The sequence below is a fragment of the Cellulomonas sp. SLBN-39 genome, from assembly GCF_006715865.1.
Classification (GTDB): Bacteria; Actinomycetota; Actinomycetes; order Actinomycetales; family Cellulomonadaceae; genus Cellulomonas.
In genome coordinates this window covers 414,516-430,457 of record NZ_VFOA01000001.1, presented here as the reverse complement: position 1 = coordinate 430,457, position 15,942 = coordinate 414,516, and the positions used below count along the sequence as shown (strand labels likewise).

16 protein-coding genes are annotated in these 15,942 nt (G+C 76.3%); 13 read left to right on the top strand and 3 right to left on the bottom strand.

The annotated features are described in order from the left end of the window. Window positions 1-22 precede the first annotated feature (22 nt). From fdxA to FBY24_RS01920, 3 genes are all read left to right on the top strand, one after another. Window positions 23-349, top strand: a complete 327-nt coding sequence (gene fdxA / locus FBY24_RS01930) for a ferredoxin (protein WP_140459866.1) — start codon at window positions 23-25, stop codon at window positions 347-349. A gap of 28 nt (window positions 350-377) precedes the next feature. Then, window positions 378-1,526 (top strand): succinyldiaminopimelate transaminase, encoded by a 1,149-nt coding sequence (dapC, locus tag FBY24_RS01925; RefSeq protein ID WP_142157587.1) that lies wholly within the window; start codon window positions 378-380, stop codon window positions 1,524-1,526. Window positions 1,527-1,715: 189 nt separating this feature from the next. Beyond that, window positions 1,716-3,026, top strand: a complete 1,311-nt coding sequence (locus FBY24_RS01920; RefSeq protein WP_142157585.1) for a citrate synthase — start codon at window positions 1,716-1,718, stop codon at window positions 3,024-3,026. Window positions 3,027-3,062: 36 nt separating this feature from the next. Here the strand turns inward: FBY24_RS01920 and FBY24_RS01915 are convergent, their stop codons facing one another. Both FBY24_RS01915 and dapD read right to left on the bottom strand, forming a co-directional pair. Beyond that, window positions 3,063-3,995 (bottom strand): hypothetical protein, encoded by a 933-nt coding sequence (locus FBY24_RS01915; protein WP_255432164.1) that lies wholly within the window; start codon window positions 3,993-3,995, stop codon window positions 3,063-3,065. Between the two features lie 10 nt (window positions 3,996-4,005). Continuing rightward, window positions 4,006-4,953, bottom strand: coding sequence for a 2,3,4,5-tetrahydropyridine-2,6-dicarboxylate N-succinyltransferase (gene dapD, locus FBY24_RS01910; RefSeq protein ID WP_142157583.1), 948 nt, complete (start codon window positions 4,951-4,953; stop codon window positions 4,006-4,008). Window positions 4,954-5,073: 120 nt separating this feature from the next. Here dapD and dapE point away from each other — a divergent pair, with 120 nt between their 5' ends. The 6 genes from dapE to FBY24_RS01880 all read left to right on the top strand — a co-directional run bounded on the left by dapE (window position 5,074) and on the right by FBY24_RS01880 (window position 11,440). Further along, on the top strand, window positions 5,074-6,186 hold the full coding sequence (gene dapE, locus FBY24_RS01905) for a succinyl-diaminopimelate desuccinylase (protein ID WP_142157582.1): 1,113 nt from the start codon (window positions 5,074-5,076) through the stop codon (window positions 6,184-6,186). A gap of 84 nt (window positions 6,187-6,270) precedes the next feature. Beyond that, window positions 6,271-7,155 carry a TIGR00730 family Rossman fold protein gene (locus tag FBY24_RS01900; RefSeq protein ID WP_142157580.1) on the top strand — a complete coding sequence of 295 codons (885 nt, stop codon included), beginning with the start codon at window positions 6,271-6,273 and terminating at the stop codon, window positions 7,153-7,155. Continuing rightward, a complete protein-coding gene (folP, locus tag FBY24_RS01895) occupies window positions 7,149-8,090 on the top strand; it encodes a dihydropteroate synthase (RefSeq protein ID WP_255432163.1) in 942 nt (313 codons plus the stop codon). Before FBY24_RS01900 ends, folP begins: the two co-directional genes overlap by 7 nt. Window positions 8,091-8,101: 11 nt before the next feature. Continuing rightward, window positions 8,102-9,421 (top strand): hypothetical protein, encoded by a 1,320-nt coding sequence (locus FBY24_RS01890; protein WP_186343251.1) that lies wholly within the window; start codon window positions 8,102-8,104, stop codon window positions 9,419-9,421. Window positions 9,422-9,615: 194 nt separating this feature from the next. Beyond that, on the top strand, window positions 9,616-9,783 hold the full coding sequence (locus FBY24_RS01885) for a DUF3117 domain-containing protein (protein ID WP_013116243.1): 168 nt from the start codon (window positions 9,616-9,618) through the stop codon (window positions 9,781-9,783). A gap of 10 nt (window positions 9,784-9,793) precedes the next feature. Then, window positions 9,794-11,440, top strand: a complete 1,647-nt coding sequence (locus FBY24_RS01880) for a M17 family metallopeptidase (protein WP_142157578.1) — start codon at window positions 9,794-9,796, stop codon at window positions 11,438-11,440. 75 nt (window positions 11,441-11,515) lie between these two features. On the opposite strand, the gene FBY24_RS01875 is transcribed toward FBY24_RS01880, so the two are convergent. Then, window positions 11,516-12,148 (bottom strand): O-methyltransferase, encoded by a 633-nt coding sequence (locus FBY24_RS01875; RefSeq protein ID WP_142163050.1) that lies wholly within the window; start codon window positions 12,146-12,148, stop codon window positions 11,516-11,518. A 240-nt stretch (window positions 12,149-12,388) separates the two neighbouring features. On the opposite strand from FBY24_RS01875, the gene sigE reads away from it, so the two are divergent. From sigE to FBY24_RS01855, 4 genes are all read left to right on the top strand, one after another. Continuing rightward, window positions 12,389-12,985, top strand: coding sequence for an RNA polymerase sigma factor SigE (gene sigE / locus FBY24_RS01870; RefSeq protein ID WP_142157576.1), 597 nt, complete (start codon window positions 12,389-12,391; stop codon window positions 12,983-12,985). Further along, a complete protein-coding gene (locus FBY24_RS01865; protein ID WP_142157574.1) occupies window positions 12,982-13,905 on the top strand; it encodes a zf-HC2 domain-containing protein in 924 nt (307 codons plus the stop codon). The genes sigE and FBY24_RS01865 overlap by 4 nt, the downstream gene beginning before the upstream one ends. Further along, complete coding sequence (locus tag FBY24_RS01860) at window positions 13,902-15,305, top strand: S1C family serine protease (protein WP_255432162.1); 1,404 nt, start codon at window positions 13,902-13,904, stop codon at window positions 15,303-15,305. The genes FBY24_RS01865 and FBY24_RS01860 overlap by 4 nt, the downstream gene beginning before the upstream one ends. 129 nt (window positions 15,306-15,434) lie before the next feature. Further along, entirely contained in the window at window positions 15,435-15,830 is a 396-nt protein-coding gene (locus tag FBY24_RS01855; RefSeq protein ID WP_142157572.1) for a Sec-independent protein translocase TatB, read from the top strand. The last annotated feature ends 112 nt before the right edge of the window (window positions 15,831-15,942 follow it).

Here is a 15,942-nt window from a genome sequence, read left to right as displayed (position 1 = left end):
TGCACTCGTGGAGGAACCGACCGTGACGTATGTGATCGCCGAACCCTGCGTGGACGTCAAGGACAAGGCGTGCATCGAGGAGTGTCCGGTCGACTGCATCTACGAGGGCAAGCGCTCCTTGTACATCCACCCGGACGAGTGCGTCGACTGCGGCGCCTGCGAGCCGGTGTGCCCCGTCGAGGCCATCTACTACGAGGACGACGTCCCGGAGCAGTGGGGCCAGTACTACGAGGCCAACGTGCACTTCTTCGACGAGCTGGGCTCGCCGGGCGGTGCGGCCAAGATGGGGCAGATCGACCGCGACCACCCCGTCATCGCCACGCTGCCGCTGCGCGTCCACGGCGAGTGACCGCCGCGGGCACCCGGTCGGGGGACCGATGGGGCTGCTGACGGGCGCGCTGCCCGACTTCCCGTGGGACGCGCTGGTGCCGTACGCGCAGCGTGCGCGCCGGCACCCGGGCGGCATCGTCGACCTGTCGGTGGGCACCCCGGTGGACCCGACGCCGGCGGTGGTGCGCGAGGCGCTCGTCGCGGCGTCGGACGCCCCGGGCTACCCGACGACGCACGGCACCGCGGCGCTGCGCGAGGCGGTCGTGGCGTGGTTCGCCCGTCGCCGTGGCGTGCCGGGCCTCGACCCGGACGCGGTGCTGCCGACGGTGGGCTCGAAGGAGCTCGTCGCGCTGCTGCCGTCGCTGCTGGGCCTCGGTGCCGGCGACGTCGTGCTGCACCCCGCGGTCGCGTACCCGACGTACGACGTGGGGGCGCGGCTGGCGGGTGCGACGCCGGAGCCGTGCGCGGACCCGGCCGCCCGGCTGGCCGCCGGTGACGACGTGCGCCTGGTGTGGCTGAACTCCCCGGGCAACCCCGACGGCTCGGTGCTGGGCGTGGAGGAGCTGGCGGCGGTGGTCGGGGCGGCGCGGGCGGCGTCGGCGCGGACGGGCCGGCCGGTCGTGGTGGCGTCGGACGAGTGCTACGCCGAGCTGGCGTGGGACGAGCCGTGGGTGCGGGCCGGCGTGCCGAGCGTGCTGGACCCGCGGGTGACCGGCGGGGACCTCACGGGCCTGCTCGCCGTGTACTCGCTGTCCAAGCAGTCGAACCTCGCGGGGTACCGGGCCGCGTTCGTCGCCGGCGACGGTGCCGTGGTCGCGGGCCTGCTGGAGACGCGCAAGCACGCGGGGATGATCGTGCCGGCCCCGGTGCAGGCCGCGATGACGACGGCGCTGGGCGACGACGCGCACGTGGCCGAGCAGCGGGCGAGGTACGCGCACCGTCGGTCGACGCTGCGCGCGGCGTTCGAGGCGTCCGGGTACGTGGTCGACCGGTCGGCGGCGGGCCTGTACCTGTGGGTCCGTCCGGACGGTCCGCCGCGGGACTGCTGGGAGACGGTCGACCACCTCGCGGGGCTGGGCGTGCTGGTGGCGCCGGGCGCGTTCTACGGTGCCGCCGCGGCGGGGCACGTGCGGGTGGCGCTGACCGCGTCGGACGAGCGCGTCGGGCAGGCGGCGGAGCGGCTCCGGGACGCCTGACCCCAGAGTGTGATGAATGTCACACGCAGGTCAAGTCCGGGCAGGACATTCGTCACGGGGTGCCGGTGCCAGGTACCGTCTCAGCGGACCGACGGGGGTCATCTCACCGGCCGTCGGTCGCCGCAGCGCGCACGGTGGACCGCACCGGCGTCGGCTGCCCCCCTTGGTCGGCGCAGGAAGGAAACCCCCATGTCGGACGTCGTGACCGCACCGGTCCAGGCCCCCGTCCAGCTCGTGGTCGACGGGCAGGCCCGTGACCTGCCGGTCGTGCAGGCCACCGAGGGCAACGACGGGATCGTGGTGTCGTCGCTGCTGCGCGACACCGGCATGGTCACCGTCGACCCGGGCTTCATGAACACCGCCTCGTGCGAGTCCCAGATCACGTACATCGACGGCGACGCGGGGATCCTGCGCTACCGCGGGTACCCGATCGAGCAGCTCGCGGAGCACTCCTCGTTCCTCGAGGTCGCCTACCTGCTCGTGCACGGCGAGCTCCCCGACGCCGAGCAGCTGCACGCGTTCGAGGAGCGGGTCAACCGCCACACGCTCGTGCACGAGGACTTCCGCACGTTCCTCGGCTCGTTCCCGCGCGGGGCGCACCCGATGACGGTCATGGCGTCCGCGCTGAACGCGCTGTCGACGTTCTACCCCGAGTCGCTCGACCCGTTCGACCCCGAGACGGTCGAGCTGGCGACGGTGCTGATCCTCGCCAAGACGCGCACCATCACGTCGTACGTGCACCGCACGTCCAAGGGCGAGCCGCTGCTGTACCCGGACTACTCGCGCGGGTACGTCGAGGACTTCCTGCGCATGACGTTCGCCGTGCCGTACCAGCAGTGGGACCCGGACCCGGTCGTCGTCAACGCCCTCGACAAGCTCCTCATCCTGCACGCGGACCACGAGCAGAACTGCTCGACGTCGACCGTGCGGATCGTCGGGTCGAGCCACGCGAACATCTACGCCTCCGTCGCGGCGGGCATCAACGCGCTCTCGGGCCCGCTGCACGGCGGCGCCAACGAGGCCGTGCTGACCATGCTCGACCAGATCAAGGCCAACGGCGGCGACGGCTCGGACTTCATGCGCCGGGTCAAGGACAAGGAGGACGGTGTCCGGCTCATGGGCTTCGGGCACCGCGTCTACAAGAACTACGACCCCCGCGCGGCGATCGTCAAGAAGAGCGCGCACGAGGTCCTGCAGGCCCTGGGCAGCAACGACGAGCTCCTCGACATCGCGATGTCCCTGGAGGAGATCGCCCTGTCCGACGAGTACTTCATCTCCCGCAAGCTGTACCCGAACGTCGACTTCTACACGGGCCTGATCTACAAGGCCATGGGCTTCGACGAGAAGATGTTCACGCCGCTGTTCGCGCTGGGCCGCATGCCGGGGTGGATCGCGCAGTGGCGCGAGATGATCAACGACCCGCAGACCAAGATCGGCCGACCGCGGCAGGTGTACACGGGTGCGGTCGCCCGCGACTACGTGGGCGTCGCCGAGCGCTGACGGGCCGGGGCGGGTCGGTCGCGGCCCGCTCGCGCGTCAGCCGGCGAGCGTGAGCCGGACTTGCCCCGGGGGCAGCGCGCCGTCCTCGACGGTGGACCACGCGCCCGCGGTGCGGTCCCACACATGGTCGCCCACCGCGACCAGGTCGACACCGGTCGGCTGGGCGACGGCGACCGCCCACTGGGCGGCGGCCCAGCCGGCGCGGACCGCGTCGGCCGGGTCGAGGGACGTGGCGTCGACGTCGACCGTCGCCGCCCCACCCTCGGAGCCGGGCACGGCCGTGGTCGGCAGGTCGCCGAGGTCCCGTGCCAGGCGGGCCGCCACGTCCTCCGTCGCGGACGCAGCGCCCGGCAGCACGCACGTCACCGCGGCGGGGGAGTGCCCGGTCAGCGCGGACGCCCACGCGCGCGAGCGCACCTCGTGCTGGGCGTACGCGTCGGGGAACCCCGAGCGCTGCACGGCCTGCGCGGCCACGGTGACCTCCAGGTCCTCGTACCCGGGCACCTCGACGAGCCCGTCGTAGAACCGGGTCGTCGAGTACACCGGGTCCATGATCTGCTCGACCGTGCCCCAGCCCTGCGACGGCCGCTGCTGGAACAGCCCCACGGAGTCCCGGTCGCCGTAGTCGATGTTCTCCAGGCGAGACTCCTGCAGCGCGGTCGCCAGCGCGATGGTCACGGCCCGCGCGGGCAGGTCGCGGCGCACGCCCAGCGCCGCGATGAGCGCGGCGTTCTGCGCCTGGTCGGGGGTGAGCGTCCAGTCCGTGCCGTCGAGGTGCGCGGTGCACCGCGGCTCGGCGACGGCCGCGGGGCGCACCTCGTCGAGCAGGGCGACCACCGCCGTCGCCCCGACGGCGACCAGGGCGACACCGCCGAGCACCGCCCCCGCGACGCCGAGGCACCCCGCGAGGGGCGTGCGCCGCGACCCGCGGGCGCGCCGGGAGCCGCGGGGTGGGCGTCGCGTGCTCATCCGGTCGGGCTCAGTTGCTGTGCAGGACGGCGTTCAGGGCGACCCCGGCGCCGGAGCGGGCGACGGCCTCGACCGCACCCGTCTGGGAGTTGCGGCGGAAGAGCACGCCGTCGGCCCCCGCGAGCTCGCGGGCCTTGACCACCCGGGACCCCTCGCCCTCGAACCCGACGAGCGTCACCTTCGTGCCGGCCGTCACGTAGAGGCCGGCCTCGACGACGCAGTCGTCCCCGAGGGGGATGCCGAGGCCGGAGTTCGCGCCGAGCAGCGAGCGGCGGCCGAGCCGCACGACCTCGCGGCCCCCGCCCGACAGCGTGCCCATGATCGACGCGCCGCCGCCGACGTCGGAGCCGTCGCCCACGACGACGCCCGCCGAGATGCGCCCCTCGACCATCGACGTGCCGAGCGTCCCGGCGTTGAAGTTCACGAAGCCCTCGTGCATCACCGTGGTGCCGGGTGCCAGGTGCGCGCCGAGGCGCACCCGGTCCGCGTCGGCGACCCGCACGCCGGACGGGACGACGTAGTCGACCATGCGGGGGAACTTGTCCACGCCGTAGACGGTGACGGGCGTCCCGGTGACGGCGCGCAGCCGCAGCCGGGTCTCCTCGAAGTGCTCGGCCGCGCAGGGGCCGCGGTCGGTCCACACGACGTTCGGCAGCACGCCGAAGATCCCGTCGAGGTTCTGCCCGTGCGGGGCGACGAGGCGGTGCGAGAGCAGGTGCAGGCGCAGGTAGGCGTCGGCGGTGCCCGCGGGCGGGGCGTCCAGGTCCACGACCGTCGTCACGACGTGCACCCGCACGCGGCGGGCCTCGTCGTCGCGCTCGGCCGCGAGCAGCGCCGCGTCGGGCGTCGCGCCGGCGGGCGGTGCGCCCAGCGCGGGGGCGGGGTACCAGACGTCGAGCGTCGTGCCGTCGAGGGTCGTCGTGGCCAGGCCGTGGCCCCACGCGGTGCGGTCGGTCATGGCCCGACAGCCTACGGCGCGCACCCGGGCGCACGGCGTGGCGGTCCGGTGCAGGGTCGGGCGCGTCGGTGTGCAGACGTCGTGGACGCCGCGACGCGCCGGCGGCGTAGGGTCGGCGACGTGGCCGCCCGCACCCTGGACCTGTCCGCCGACGTCGTGACGCTCGCGCGCGAGCTGTGCGACCTGCCCTCCGTCTCGGGCGACGAGACGCCGCTGGCCGACGCGGTCGAGGCCGCGCTGCGCGAGCACCCGCACCTGGAGGTCCTGCGCGACGGCGACACGGTCGTGGCGCGCACGCACCTGGGGCGGCCGCGGCGGGTCGTCGTCGCCGGCCACCTCGACACGGTGCCGGTCACCGGCAACCTCCCGACGCGGCTCGAGGACGGCGTGCTGTGGGGGCGCGGCACGGTCGACATGAAGTCCGGGGTCGCGGTCCAGCTCGTCCTCGCCGCGACGCTGACCGACCCGGTGCACGACGTCACGTGGGTGTTCTACGACCACGAGGAGGTCGACGCCTCGCTCAGCGGGCTCGGGCGCGTGGTGCGCCACCACCCCGACTGGGTCGAGGGCGACTTCGCGGTGCTGTGCGAGCCGACCGCCGCGGGCCTGGAGGGCGGGTGCAACGGGACGCTGCGCGCCGAGGTCCGGCTGCGCGGCGTCGCGGCGCACTCGGCCCGCTCCTGGACCGGCGTCAACGCGGTGCACGCGGCCGGCGACGTGCTCACGCGGCTGGCGGCGTACCGGCCCGCCGACGTCGAGGTCGAGGGCCTGGTGTTCCGCGAGGGCCTCAACGCCGTGCTCGTGTCCGGCGGCACCGCGACGAACGTGATCCCCGACGCGTGCGTCGTGACCGTGAACTACCGCTTCGCGCCGTCCCGCACGGTCGAGGAGGCGCAGGCCCACGTGCGCGAGGTCCTGCCCGGCTACGACGTCGTCGTCGTCGACGCGGCCCCCGGCGCCCGCCCCGGCCTGGACGACGCGACGGCGCAGGACTTCGCCGCCGCGGTCCTGGAGGTCACGGGCGGTCGGCCGTCGGCCAAGCAGGGCTGGACCGACGTCGCGCGCTTCTCCGCGCTCGGCATCCCGGCCGTGAACTTCGGCCCCGGCGACCCGCTGCTCGCCCACACGCAGGACGAGCGCTGCCCCGTCGACCAGATCCACGCGTGCCTCGCCGCGCTGCGCGGCTGGCTGACCGGCCGGCGGCCGGAAGGGCTGCCCCTCGGCTCGTCCTGACCCCGCGTCCGCGCCGGTGTCGGGCCGCCCGCGACGCGCCGGGGTGCGCGCGGGCGGCCCGGGCCTCCGCCTAGAGTCGGCGCCATGAGCCAGGACGACGACGCCCGGACGGCACCCACGGACCCCACCGCCGGGCCCGTGCCGCAGCCGCCCCCGGCCGAGTACCGCCGCGGGCCCGTGCTGCTGCGCCGCGACCAGATCCCCACCACGACGTCCGACCAGGGGCTGCTCGCCCGCAACGAGGGCACCGCGTGGCTGCACGCCGACCCGTGGCGGGTCATGCGCATCCAGTCGGAGTTCGTCGAGGGGTTCGGGGCGCTCGCGGAGGTCGGCCCCGCCGTGAGCGTGTTCGGCTCCGCCCGGGTGCGCCCCGGCAGCCCGTACTACGACGACGCGCAGGCGGTGGCCCGTGGTCTCGTCGAGGCGGGGTACGCCGTGATCACCGGCGGCGGCCCGGGGATCATGGAGGCCGCCAACCGCGGTGCGGCGGAGGCGGGCGGGCTGTCCGTCGGCCTCGGCATCGAGCTGCCGTTCGAGCAGGGCATGAACCGGTGGGTCGACCTGGGCGTGAACTTCCGCTACTTCTTCGCCCGCAAGACGATGTTCGTCAAGTACTCCGAGGGGTTCGTGGTGCTGCCCGGCGGCTTCGGCACCTTCGACGAGCTCTTCGAGGCGCTGACGCTCGTGCAGACGCACAAGGTCACCCGGTTCCCCATCGTCCTGCTGGGGCGCGGGTACTGGTCGGGCCTGCTGGACTGGCTGCGCACCACGGTGCACGACGAGGGGATGATCGCGGCCCCCGACGTCGACCTGCTGCAGGTCGTCGACAGCCCCGCCGAGGCCGTCGAGGCGGTGGTCACCCGCGGCGCAGAGCTGCGCGCCGAGGAGGAGGCCGCGGCCGCGCGCGCTGCCGCGGACCGTGCGGCCGCGGCTGCGGCGTCGCCCGCCGACGAGGCGTCGGGGTGGTGACCGCCGCGGTGCCCGGGCCGGGCCTGCCGGGCGTGCCCGCCGGGGCGGCGCCGCTGCGGCTGCGGGGGCGCACCTTCGGCCCCGACCGGCCCGTGGTCATGGCCGTCGTGAACCGCACCCCGGACTCGTTCTACGCCGCCGCCCGGTTCTCCGACGGCACGGTCGACGCCGCCGTCGACCGTGCCGTGGCGGACGGTGCGGACCTGCTCGACGTCGGCGGCGTGCGCGCCGGGCGTGGGCCTACGGTCGACGAGGCCGAGGAGATCGCGCGGGTCGTGCCCGTCGTCGAGCGCGTGCGCCGCCGCCACCCGGACCTGCTGGTCAGCGTCGACACGTGGCGGGCGACCGTCGCGCGCGCGGCGGCCGACGCCGGCGCCGACCTGCTCAACGACACGTGGGCGGGGCACGACCCGGGCCTGGTCGAGGTCGCGGCCGAGCGCGGCCTCGGGGTCGTGTGCTCGCACACCGGCGGTGCGACCCCGCGGACGGACCCGTGGCGCACCACGTACGCCGCCGCCGACGGCACCGACCCCCTCGACGGTGTCGTGCAGGACGTGGTCGCGACCCTCAGGGCCGCCGCGGCCCGGGCCGTCGCCCTCGGGGTCGACCCCGCCTCGGTGCTGGTCGACGCGACCCTCGACTTCGGCAAGACGACCTGGCACTCGCTGCACCTGCTGCGGACGACCCCGCAGGTCGTCGAGATCGGGCACCCTGTCCTCATGGCACTGAGCCGCAAGGACGTCGTCGGCGAGACCCTCGGGCTGCCGCCCGACGAGCGTCTCGAGGGGACCCTCGCCGCGACGGCCGTCGCGGCGTGGCTGGGCGCCCGGGTGTTCCGCGCGCACGACGTGGCCGCCACCCGGCGCACGCTCGACATGGTCGCGGCCGTCCGGGGCGAGCTCGCCCCCTGGTCGTCGGTGCGGGGCACGGCGTGACGCGGGACGGCGTGACGCGGGACGACGCGGCGCGCGCCGAGGGGCCGGGTGCGGAGGGCGCCGCGCTGGAGGGCGCTGCGTCGGAGGGCGGTGCGCCGGAGGCTGCCGCCGAGGGGAGTGCCGCGTGGTGGGCGCGCGTGGCCGCGTGGCCGTGGTGGGTCCACGTGCTGCTGGTCCACGCGGCCGCCCGCACGCTGTCCGCCGTCGTCTTCGTGTGGACGTCCGGCGTGCAGGAGGCCAGCCACTGGGCGGGGGCGAACCCGGGGTACGCCACGTTCGTCGCGCTGTTCTACGACGGCAGCTGGTACCGGCAGATCGCCGAGAGCGGGTACCCGGACACCCTGCCCGTCGGGCCCGACGGGCTCGTGCAGCAGAACGCGTGGGCGTTCTTCCCGCTGTACCCGGCGCTCGTGCGCGGCGTCATGGAGATCACGGGGGCGGGCTGGGTCCTCGCGGCGCCGGTCGTGTCGCTCGCGCTGGCCACCGCGGCGGTGCTGGTGGTGCACCAGGTGGTCGTGCACGGGGCCCCGCGCGCCGTCGCCGCCCGCCCGGGCCTGCCGCTGGCGACCGTCGCGCTGGTGAGCGTGTTCCCCACCGCCGCGGTGCTGCAGGTGGCCTACACCGAGTCGCTCGCGCTGCTGCTGGTGGCGTCGTCGCTGCTGCTGGTCGTCCGGCGCCGGTACGGCTGGGCCGTGGTCGTCGTCGTGCTGCTGGGGTTCGCCCGGGCGGTCGCGCTGCCGATGGCCGTGGTCGTCGGGGTGCACGGGATCGTGCGGCTGTGGCGCGCCCGCCGCGGCACCGAGACGTTCACGGTCCGGGACGGCCTCGGCGTGGGGGGTCTGCTGCTGGCCTCGCTCGTGTCGGGCGTCGCGTGGCCGCTGCTGTGCGGCTGGTTCACGGGCGTGCCGGACGGCTACCTGCAGACGCAGGAGGCGTGGCGCGGCGTGCGGGAGACCACGCCGTTCTTCGGGTGGACGTACGTGCCGCAGTTCTGGTTCGGCGCGTGGGGGCCCTGGCTGGTCGTGGCGGGTGCGGCGCTCGTCGTCGCCGTTCTCGTGGTGCCGGCGGCGTGGCGCCTGGAGCCGGAGCTGCACGCGTGGTCCGCGGCCTACCTGCTCTACATCGTCGCCGTCATCGAGCCGGGGTCGAGCCTCGCGCGGTTCCTGCTGCTGGCGTTCCCGCTGGCGGCCGTCACGGCGGGGGTGGTCACCCGGCCGACGTGGGCGCGGCGCGCGTGGTTCGGTGCGGTGCTCGTCCTCATGCTGGGGCTGCACGTGCTGTGGATCCGGCAGATGTGGGAGTTCAACCCGGGCGGCGACTGGCCCCCGTGACGGGTCCCGCGCACCCGCGCGCGCGTGCCGCGGGCGCCCCGCCGAGCCGGACGCGTGACCGGATCGTACGCACCGACGGACCCGTGGGGTCCCGGTGACCTAAGATGGCCGACGGACAACCGGCTGCTCAGCGTGTTGTCGGGCCCGCCCGACGCCGTGCGGCCGGGCGACGCACGAGGCGAAGGAGAGGCCGCATGGCCGCGATGAAGCCGAGGACCGGCGACGGACCGCTCGAGGTGACCAAGGAGGGCCGCGGCATCGTCATGCGCGTGCCCCTCGAGGGCGGCGGACGGCTGGTGGTCGAGCTCAACGCGACCGAGGCCGCCGAGCTGGGCGAGGCGCTCACCTCCGTCGTGGGCTGACCGGGCTTCGATGAGCCCACGGACCACCGGGCCCGGGCGTGCCGCGGGGCGTCGGACCGACGCCCCGCGCACCGACCCGCTGCCGCGCGACCTGCCCCGCGACCTGCCCGAGGTGACGCCGCACAGCGGCGCCGTCGGCGACTCGCCCCTCCTCACCGACGGGACCGTCGACGCGGTCGCCGTGCAGGTGGCCCCCGGGCGCGAGGGGGACGACGCGCTCGCCCCGCGGTCGGGCACGCCGCAGGCGGCCGCCCGCTACGGGATCGACCTCGCCGAGCTCGCCGAGCGGGCCGGCCTCACCGGTGCCGCGGGCGAGGCCTTCACCGTGCACCTGCCGCGGCCCGTCGGCTCCTCGGTCGTGCTGCCCTGGTCCGGCCTGCCCCCGCGCCTCGTGCTCGTGGGTGTCGGCGACGAGAGCCCGACCGACCTGCGGCGCGCCGGCGCCGCGCTGGCCCGTGCCACCCGCGGCCTCGGCGTCGTCGCCGCGACCGTCGGCGCGCAGACCCACCACGACGCGTCGGGCGCCGCCGACGCGGCCCGGGCCGTCACGGAGGGGTACCTCCTCGCGGCGTACACGACCCCCCGCACGGGCACGGCCCCCGCCGCGCCGGCCCCCGCCGACCTCGTGCTGCTCGGCCGGGACGGTCCGCGCGTCGAGGCCGCCGTCGCCGCCGCCCGCACCGCCGCGTCGGCGACGTGGCTCGTGCGCGACCTGACGAACACCCCGTCGAGCACCAAGAACCCCGAGTGGGTCGCCGACCACGCCCGACGCCTGGGCGCCGCGGCCGGCCTCGACGTCGAGGTGCTCGGACCCCGCGAGCTCGCCGACGGCGGGTTCGGCGGCATCCTGGCCGTCGGCGCGGGCTCGGCGTCGCCCCCGCGGCTCGTCCGGCTCACGTACACGCCGTCGCAGGCGACCGGCCGGCACGTCGTGGTCGTCGGCAAGGGCATCACCTACGACACCGGCGGGCTGAGCATCAAGCCGCGCGAGGCCATGGTGCCGATGAAGACGGACATGGCGGGCGCCGCGGTGGCGCTCGCGACCGTGCTCGGTGCGGCCGCCCTGGGCTGCGCGCACCGCGTGACGGCCGTGCTGCCGCTCGCCGAGAACCACGTCGGTGCCGCCTCCTACCGGCCGGGCGACGTGCTCACGCTGCACGGCGGCACGACGGTCGAGATCGCGAACACCGACGCCGAGGGGCGCCTCGTGCTCGCCGACGCCCTCGCCTGGGCCGACGCGACGCTCGACCCGGACGTCCTCGTCGACGTCGCGACCCTCACCGGTGCCGCGAGCCTCGGCCTGGGCAAGCAGCACGCCGCGCTCTACGGCACCGACGACGCCACGGTCGCCGCCCTGCTCGCGGCCGCGGACCGCAGCGGCGAGGCCGCGTGGCACATGCCCCTCGTCGACGACTACGAGGACGCGGTCCGCTCCTCCGTCGCCGACCTGCGGCACGTGCCGTCGGACCGCGCCATCGGCGGTGGATCCATCACGGCGGCGCTGTTCCTGCGCCGGTTCGTCGGCACGCGGGCCTGGGCGCACCTCGACGTCGCCGGTCCGGCGCGCTCGACGTCCGACAAGCACGAGGTCACCGAGGGTGCGACCGGCTACGGCGCGCGCCTCCTGCTGGACTACCTCGACCACCTCGAGGCCTGACGGCACCGCAGCGGGACCGTGCCCGGGCCGGGTGCGGTCCCGCCGTGCCGCCCGCGTGCGGCGGGTGCCGGGCGGTCAGCGCCGGGCGGCGACGAGCAGCCCGTCCCCGGTCGGCAGCAGCGCGGGGATCAGCCGGTCGTCGGCACGCACCTGACGGCCCACGTCGCGGATCGTCGTCGTCGCCTCGTCGCGGCGGGCCGGGTCCGCCACCCGGTCGTGCCACAGCGCGTCGTCGACCGCCAGCACGCCGCCGGGACGCAGCAGCCGCACGGCCTCCTCGACGTACCCGGGGTACCCGTCGGCGTCCGCGTCGACGAACACCATGTCGTAGCCGCTGTCGGTCAGGCGCGGCAGCACGTCGAGCGCGCGCCCCGAGATCGCGCGCGTACGCGTCGGGCGGACCCGCTCGGCGACGAACGCCTCCTTCGCCGCCCGCTGGTGCTCCAGCTCGACGTCGATCGTGGTCAGCACGCCGTCGGCCGGCATGCCGCGCAGCAGGTACAGCGAGCTCACGCCCGCACCCGTGCCGATCTCGACGACCGCCCGGGCCTGAGCGGCCGCGGCGAGGACGCTCAGCGCGGCTCCCGTGCCCGGCAGGACGGGCGTGCAGCCCAGGTGCGACGCGCGCTCGCGCGCGTCGAGGAGCACGTCGTCCTCGGCGAGGAACTCCTCGCAGTAGACCCAGCTCTGGGCCTTGTCGGTGGAGATGACGACCTCCCAGGGGTCCCCCGTGCGTCGGCGGCGTGCCGGGCGGACCGCCTGGCACGCCGGGCCCAGCGTATCGCCGCCCACCCGCCGCCCCGGGGAACGCCGCCCCGGGGAACGTCGGGCCGTGCCGGTGCGTTGAGCCGGACGTGCGTCAGGTCGAGCCGTCCGCGCCGCGGTGCGAGACTGGACGCGCACGGGCGCGCACGCGCACCGTGCACGAGACGAGGAGAGCACGCACCGATGACCCAGCCGCCCACCACCGAGTGGCAGGCACCGTCGTGGGAGGAGATCGTCCGCGAGCACTCCGCACGCGTGTACCGCCTCGCGTACCGGCTGACGGGCAACCGGCACGACGCCGAGGACCTCACGCAGGAGACGTTCGTCCGCGTGTTCCGCTCGCTGCACACCTACAGCCCCGGCACCTTCGAGGGCTGGCTGCACCGCATCACCACGAACCTCTTCCTCGACGGCGCCCGACGCCGTCAGCGCGTGCGCATCGAGTCCATCGGCGACGACACCGAGCGCTGGTCGTCGCCCGACGCGCTGAGCACGCCCGAGCGGGCCTTCGAGGCCGGCAACCTCGACCACGACGTGCAGCGGGCCCTCGACGAGCTCCCGCCCGAGTACCGGGCCGCGGTCGTGCTGTGCGACATCGAGGGGCTGTCGTACGAGGAGATCGCCGTCACGCTGGGCATCAAGCTCGGCACCGTGCGCTCCCGCATCCACCGTGCGCGGGCCCGCCTGCGCGAGTCGCTCGCGCACCGGTCGCCCGCGGCGCTCGCCGCCGCCCCGGACCCGGGCGCCCCGGTGCCCGTCCCCGCGGAGGTGCGCGGGTGACGCACCTCGGCTCGTGGATCAGCGCGCTCGTCGACGGCCAGCTCGACCCGGCCGCGACCGAGCGGGCGCTCGCGCACGTGGCGGTCTGCCGCCAGTGCGCCGACGAGCTGGAGGCCGCCCGGGCCGCCCGGCGCGCGCTCGCCGGGGCGGACCCCGTGCAGCCCACCGAGGACCTCACCGCCCGGCTGCTGTCGTTGGGCGGCTCGTGCCGCCCGGTGCCGCCCCCGACCGCCCGGGACCCGTTCGCGGTGCCGCTCGCGGGCCACCACGTGCGTGCCCACGCCCTGCCCCGGGTCGCCGGGACGCTGCGCGGCGACGTGGTCTCGCGCCGCAGCCCGGTGCGGCTGGTCGCAGGGTCCGTCGCCGGGGTCGGCGCGGTCGCGGCGATGCTCTTCGTGCTCGGGGCGCGCCCGGTCGTCCAGCCGACGACGAGCCCGGCGCTCGCGCTGGGGCTGCTCGCCGAGGCCGACCGCACCGCCGAGCCCGGGCAGGCGCTCACGCAGACCGCCGTCAGCCGGCTGTCCGCGCAGGGCTGGGCGCTGCCGACCGGGCTGCCGGGCGGCTGGGAGGTCTCCGCCGTGCGCTGGACGGGCGACGACGCCGAGGTCCTCGAGGTCGACCTGGTCGGCCCGGGGGGCACCGTGGTCGTGACCGAGCAGCAGGGCGTGCTGGACGCGTCGGCACTCGCGGGCGTCCCCGTCGAGACCGTCGGCGGGCGCGACGTGCACGTGCTGTCCTACGAGCCGTGGCAGGGCGTGTGGCAGGCCGACGGCACCGTCGTGCAGGTCGTCTCGACGGCCGGGGAGGACGAGGTGGCAGCCGTCGTGGCGGCCTTCGGCACCGGGGAGTACGACGACACCGTGCCCGGCCGCATCGGCCGTGGCTGGCAGACCGTGACGGGTGCGTGGGGAGACCGGTGACGCAGGACCCGAACGCCGCGGACCCGGACGCCGCCGGGCCGGCCGGCGGGCCGCCGCCCCCGCCGCTCTTCGCCCCGCCGTCCGCGTACCGCCCGTCGGGCGACGACGCACCCGTGACGGGCGCGGACGACGGCACGTCCCGGCAGGTTCCCCCGGGCGCGACCCCCGACGTGCCGGCCCCGCCGGGCCCCGACGCCCCGACGCCCCCGGCGGCGGGCGCGCCCGTGCCGACCGCCGGCCCGGTACCGGTCGCGGTCCCGCCCGCGGCACCGGGCGTGCCGGTCCGTCCGGCCGTGCGGCGCCGGCGGCGACGGCACCTGTCGGTCGCGTGGGTGGTGCCGATCGTGCTCGCCTCGCTCGGTGCCGGGTTCGCCGGCGGCGTGCTCGGCGCCCGGTCCGCGTCCGACGACCGGATCCCCGACGCGGGCCTGCCGACGGCGGGCACGTCGGCGCAGCCCGTCGACCGGTCCCCGGAGTCCGTCGCCGGCGTCGCCTCCGGCGTGCTGCCGTCCGTCGTGTCGATCGAGGTCGAGACGGCCGACGGCGTCGGCTCCGGCTCCGGGTTCGTGCTGCGCCAGGACGGGTACGTGCTCACCAACAACCACGTCGTGTCCGGCGCGGGCGACGACGAGGTCGTCGTCCTGCTCTCCGACGGGTCGGAGCACGCGGCGCGCGTCGTCGGGGCGACGGCCGAGTACGACCTCGCCGTCCTCAAGATCGACGTCGCCGGCCTCGTGCCGCTCGCGCTCGGCGACTCGGACGCGATCGTCGTGGGCGACCCGGTCGTGGCGGTCGGCGCGCCCCTCGGGCTGGTCGGGACCGTCACCACGGGCATCGTCAGCGCGCTCAACCGGCCCGTGGTGGCCGGTGACGACAGCTCGCAGGCGTTCATCAACGCCATCCAGACCGACGCGGCGATCAACCCCGGCAACTCGGGCGGCCCGCTGGTCAACGCGGTGGGGGAGGTCGTGGGCATCAACTCCGCGATCGCCCAGCCGCCGGGCCGCCTGTCGGGCGCGTCGGGGAGCATCGGCCTGGGGTTCGCGATCCCGTCGAACCAGGCCCGGCGCACCGCCGAGCAGCTCATCGAGACGGGCGCGGCGACGTACCCGGTCATCGGCGTGCTCCTCGACGAGCGGTACTCCGGCGAGGGCGTGCAGGTGTACGTCGAGGACCCGCCGGACACCGAGGCGGTCGTCGCCGGCGGGCCAGCGGACCTCGCGGGCGTCCGCCGCGGCGACGTGATCCTCGCGATCGACGGACGACCCGTCACCGCCCCGGCCGAGCTCATCGTCGCGATCCGCGCGCGCGAGCCGGGCGACACGGTCGTGCTGCGCGTCCGGACCGGCGAGGACGAGCGGGACGTCCGCGTCGAGCTCCAGGAGCGCGCCGCGCAGTAGGTGCTGCGCCGGCGCTGCGCGACGCGGTCCCGCGCGCCGCGCAGGACGCGCCGTGCGGGTGGGCGTGCGCCCGGCGAGCCGCCGACGGGCACCGGTTCGGGCGGGTGCCGCCGGGGGTAACCTTGGCGCGTGCTGGGGATCAACGGTGGCGAGCTGCTCGTGCTGCTCCTCGTCGCCGCGCTGGTCATCGGGCCCGAGCGGCTGCCGACGTACGCCGAGCAGCTGGCCGGCTGGGTGCGCCGCCTGCGCGACGTCGCCCGAGACGCCCGCGCCCGGATCGACGACGAGCTCGGCGACACGGCTGCCGACGTCGACTGGGCGGCCCTCGACCCCCGCCGCTACGACCCCCGCCGCATCGTGCGCGACGCGCTGCTCGACGACCCCGCACCCGCCCGGTCGCGCCCGTCGGTCCCGCGCCCCGGGCGCGCGGCCGCCGCGGCAGGTGCCGCGGGCGCCACGGCCGCCGGAGCCCGTGCCGCCGTGCGCGACGACGGCCCGGCGCCGTACGACGACGAGGCGACCTGACCGTACCGGCGAGGGGACTCCGCCGGTGCCCGCGCACCGTCGTCCCGCCGCGTCACCCCGACCACGACCCGCGCACACCCGCGCACCGCACCGGACCGGACCGGTCCGCACG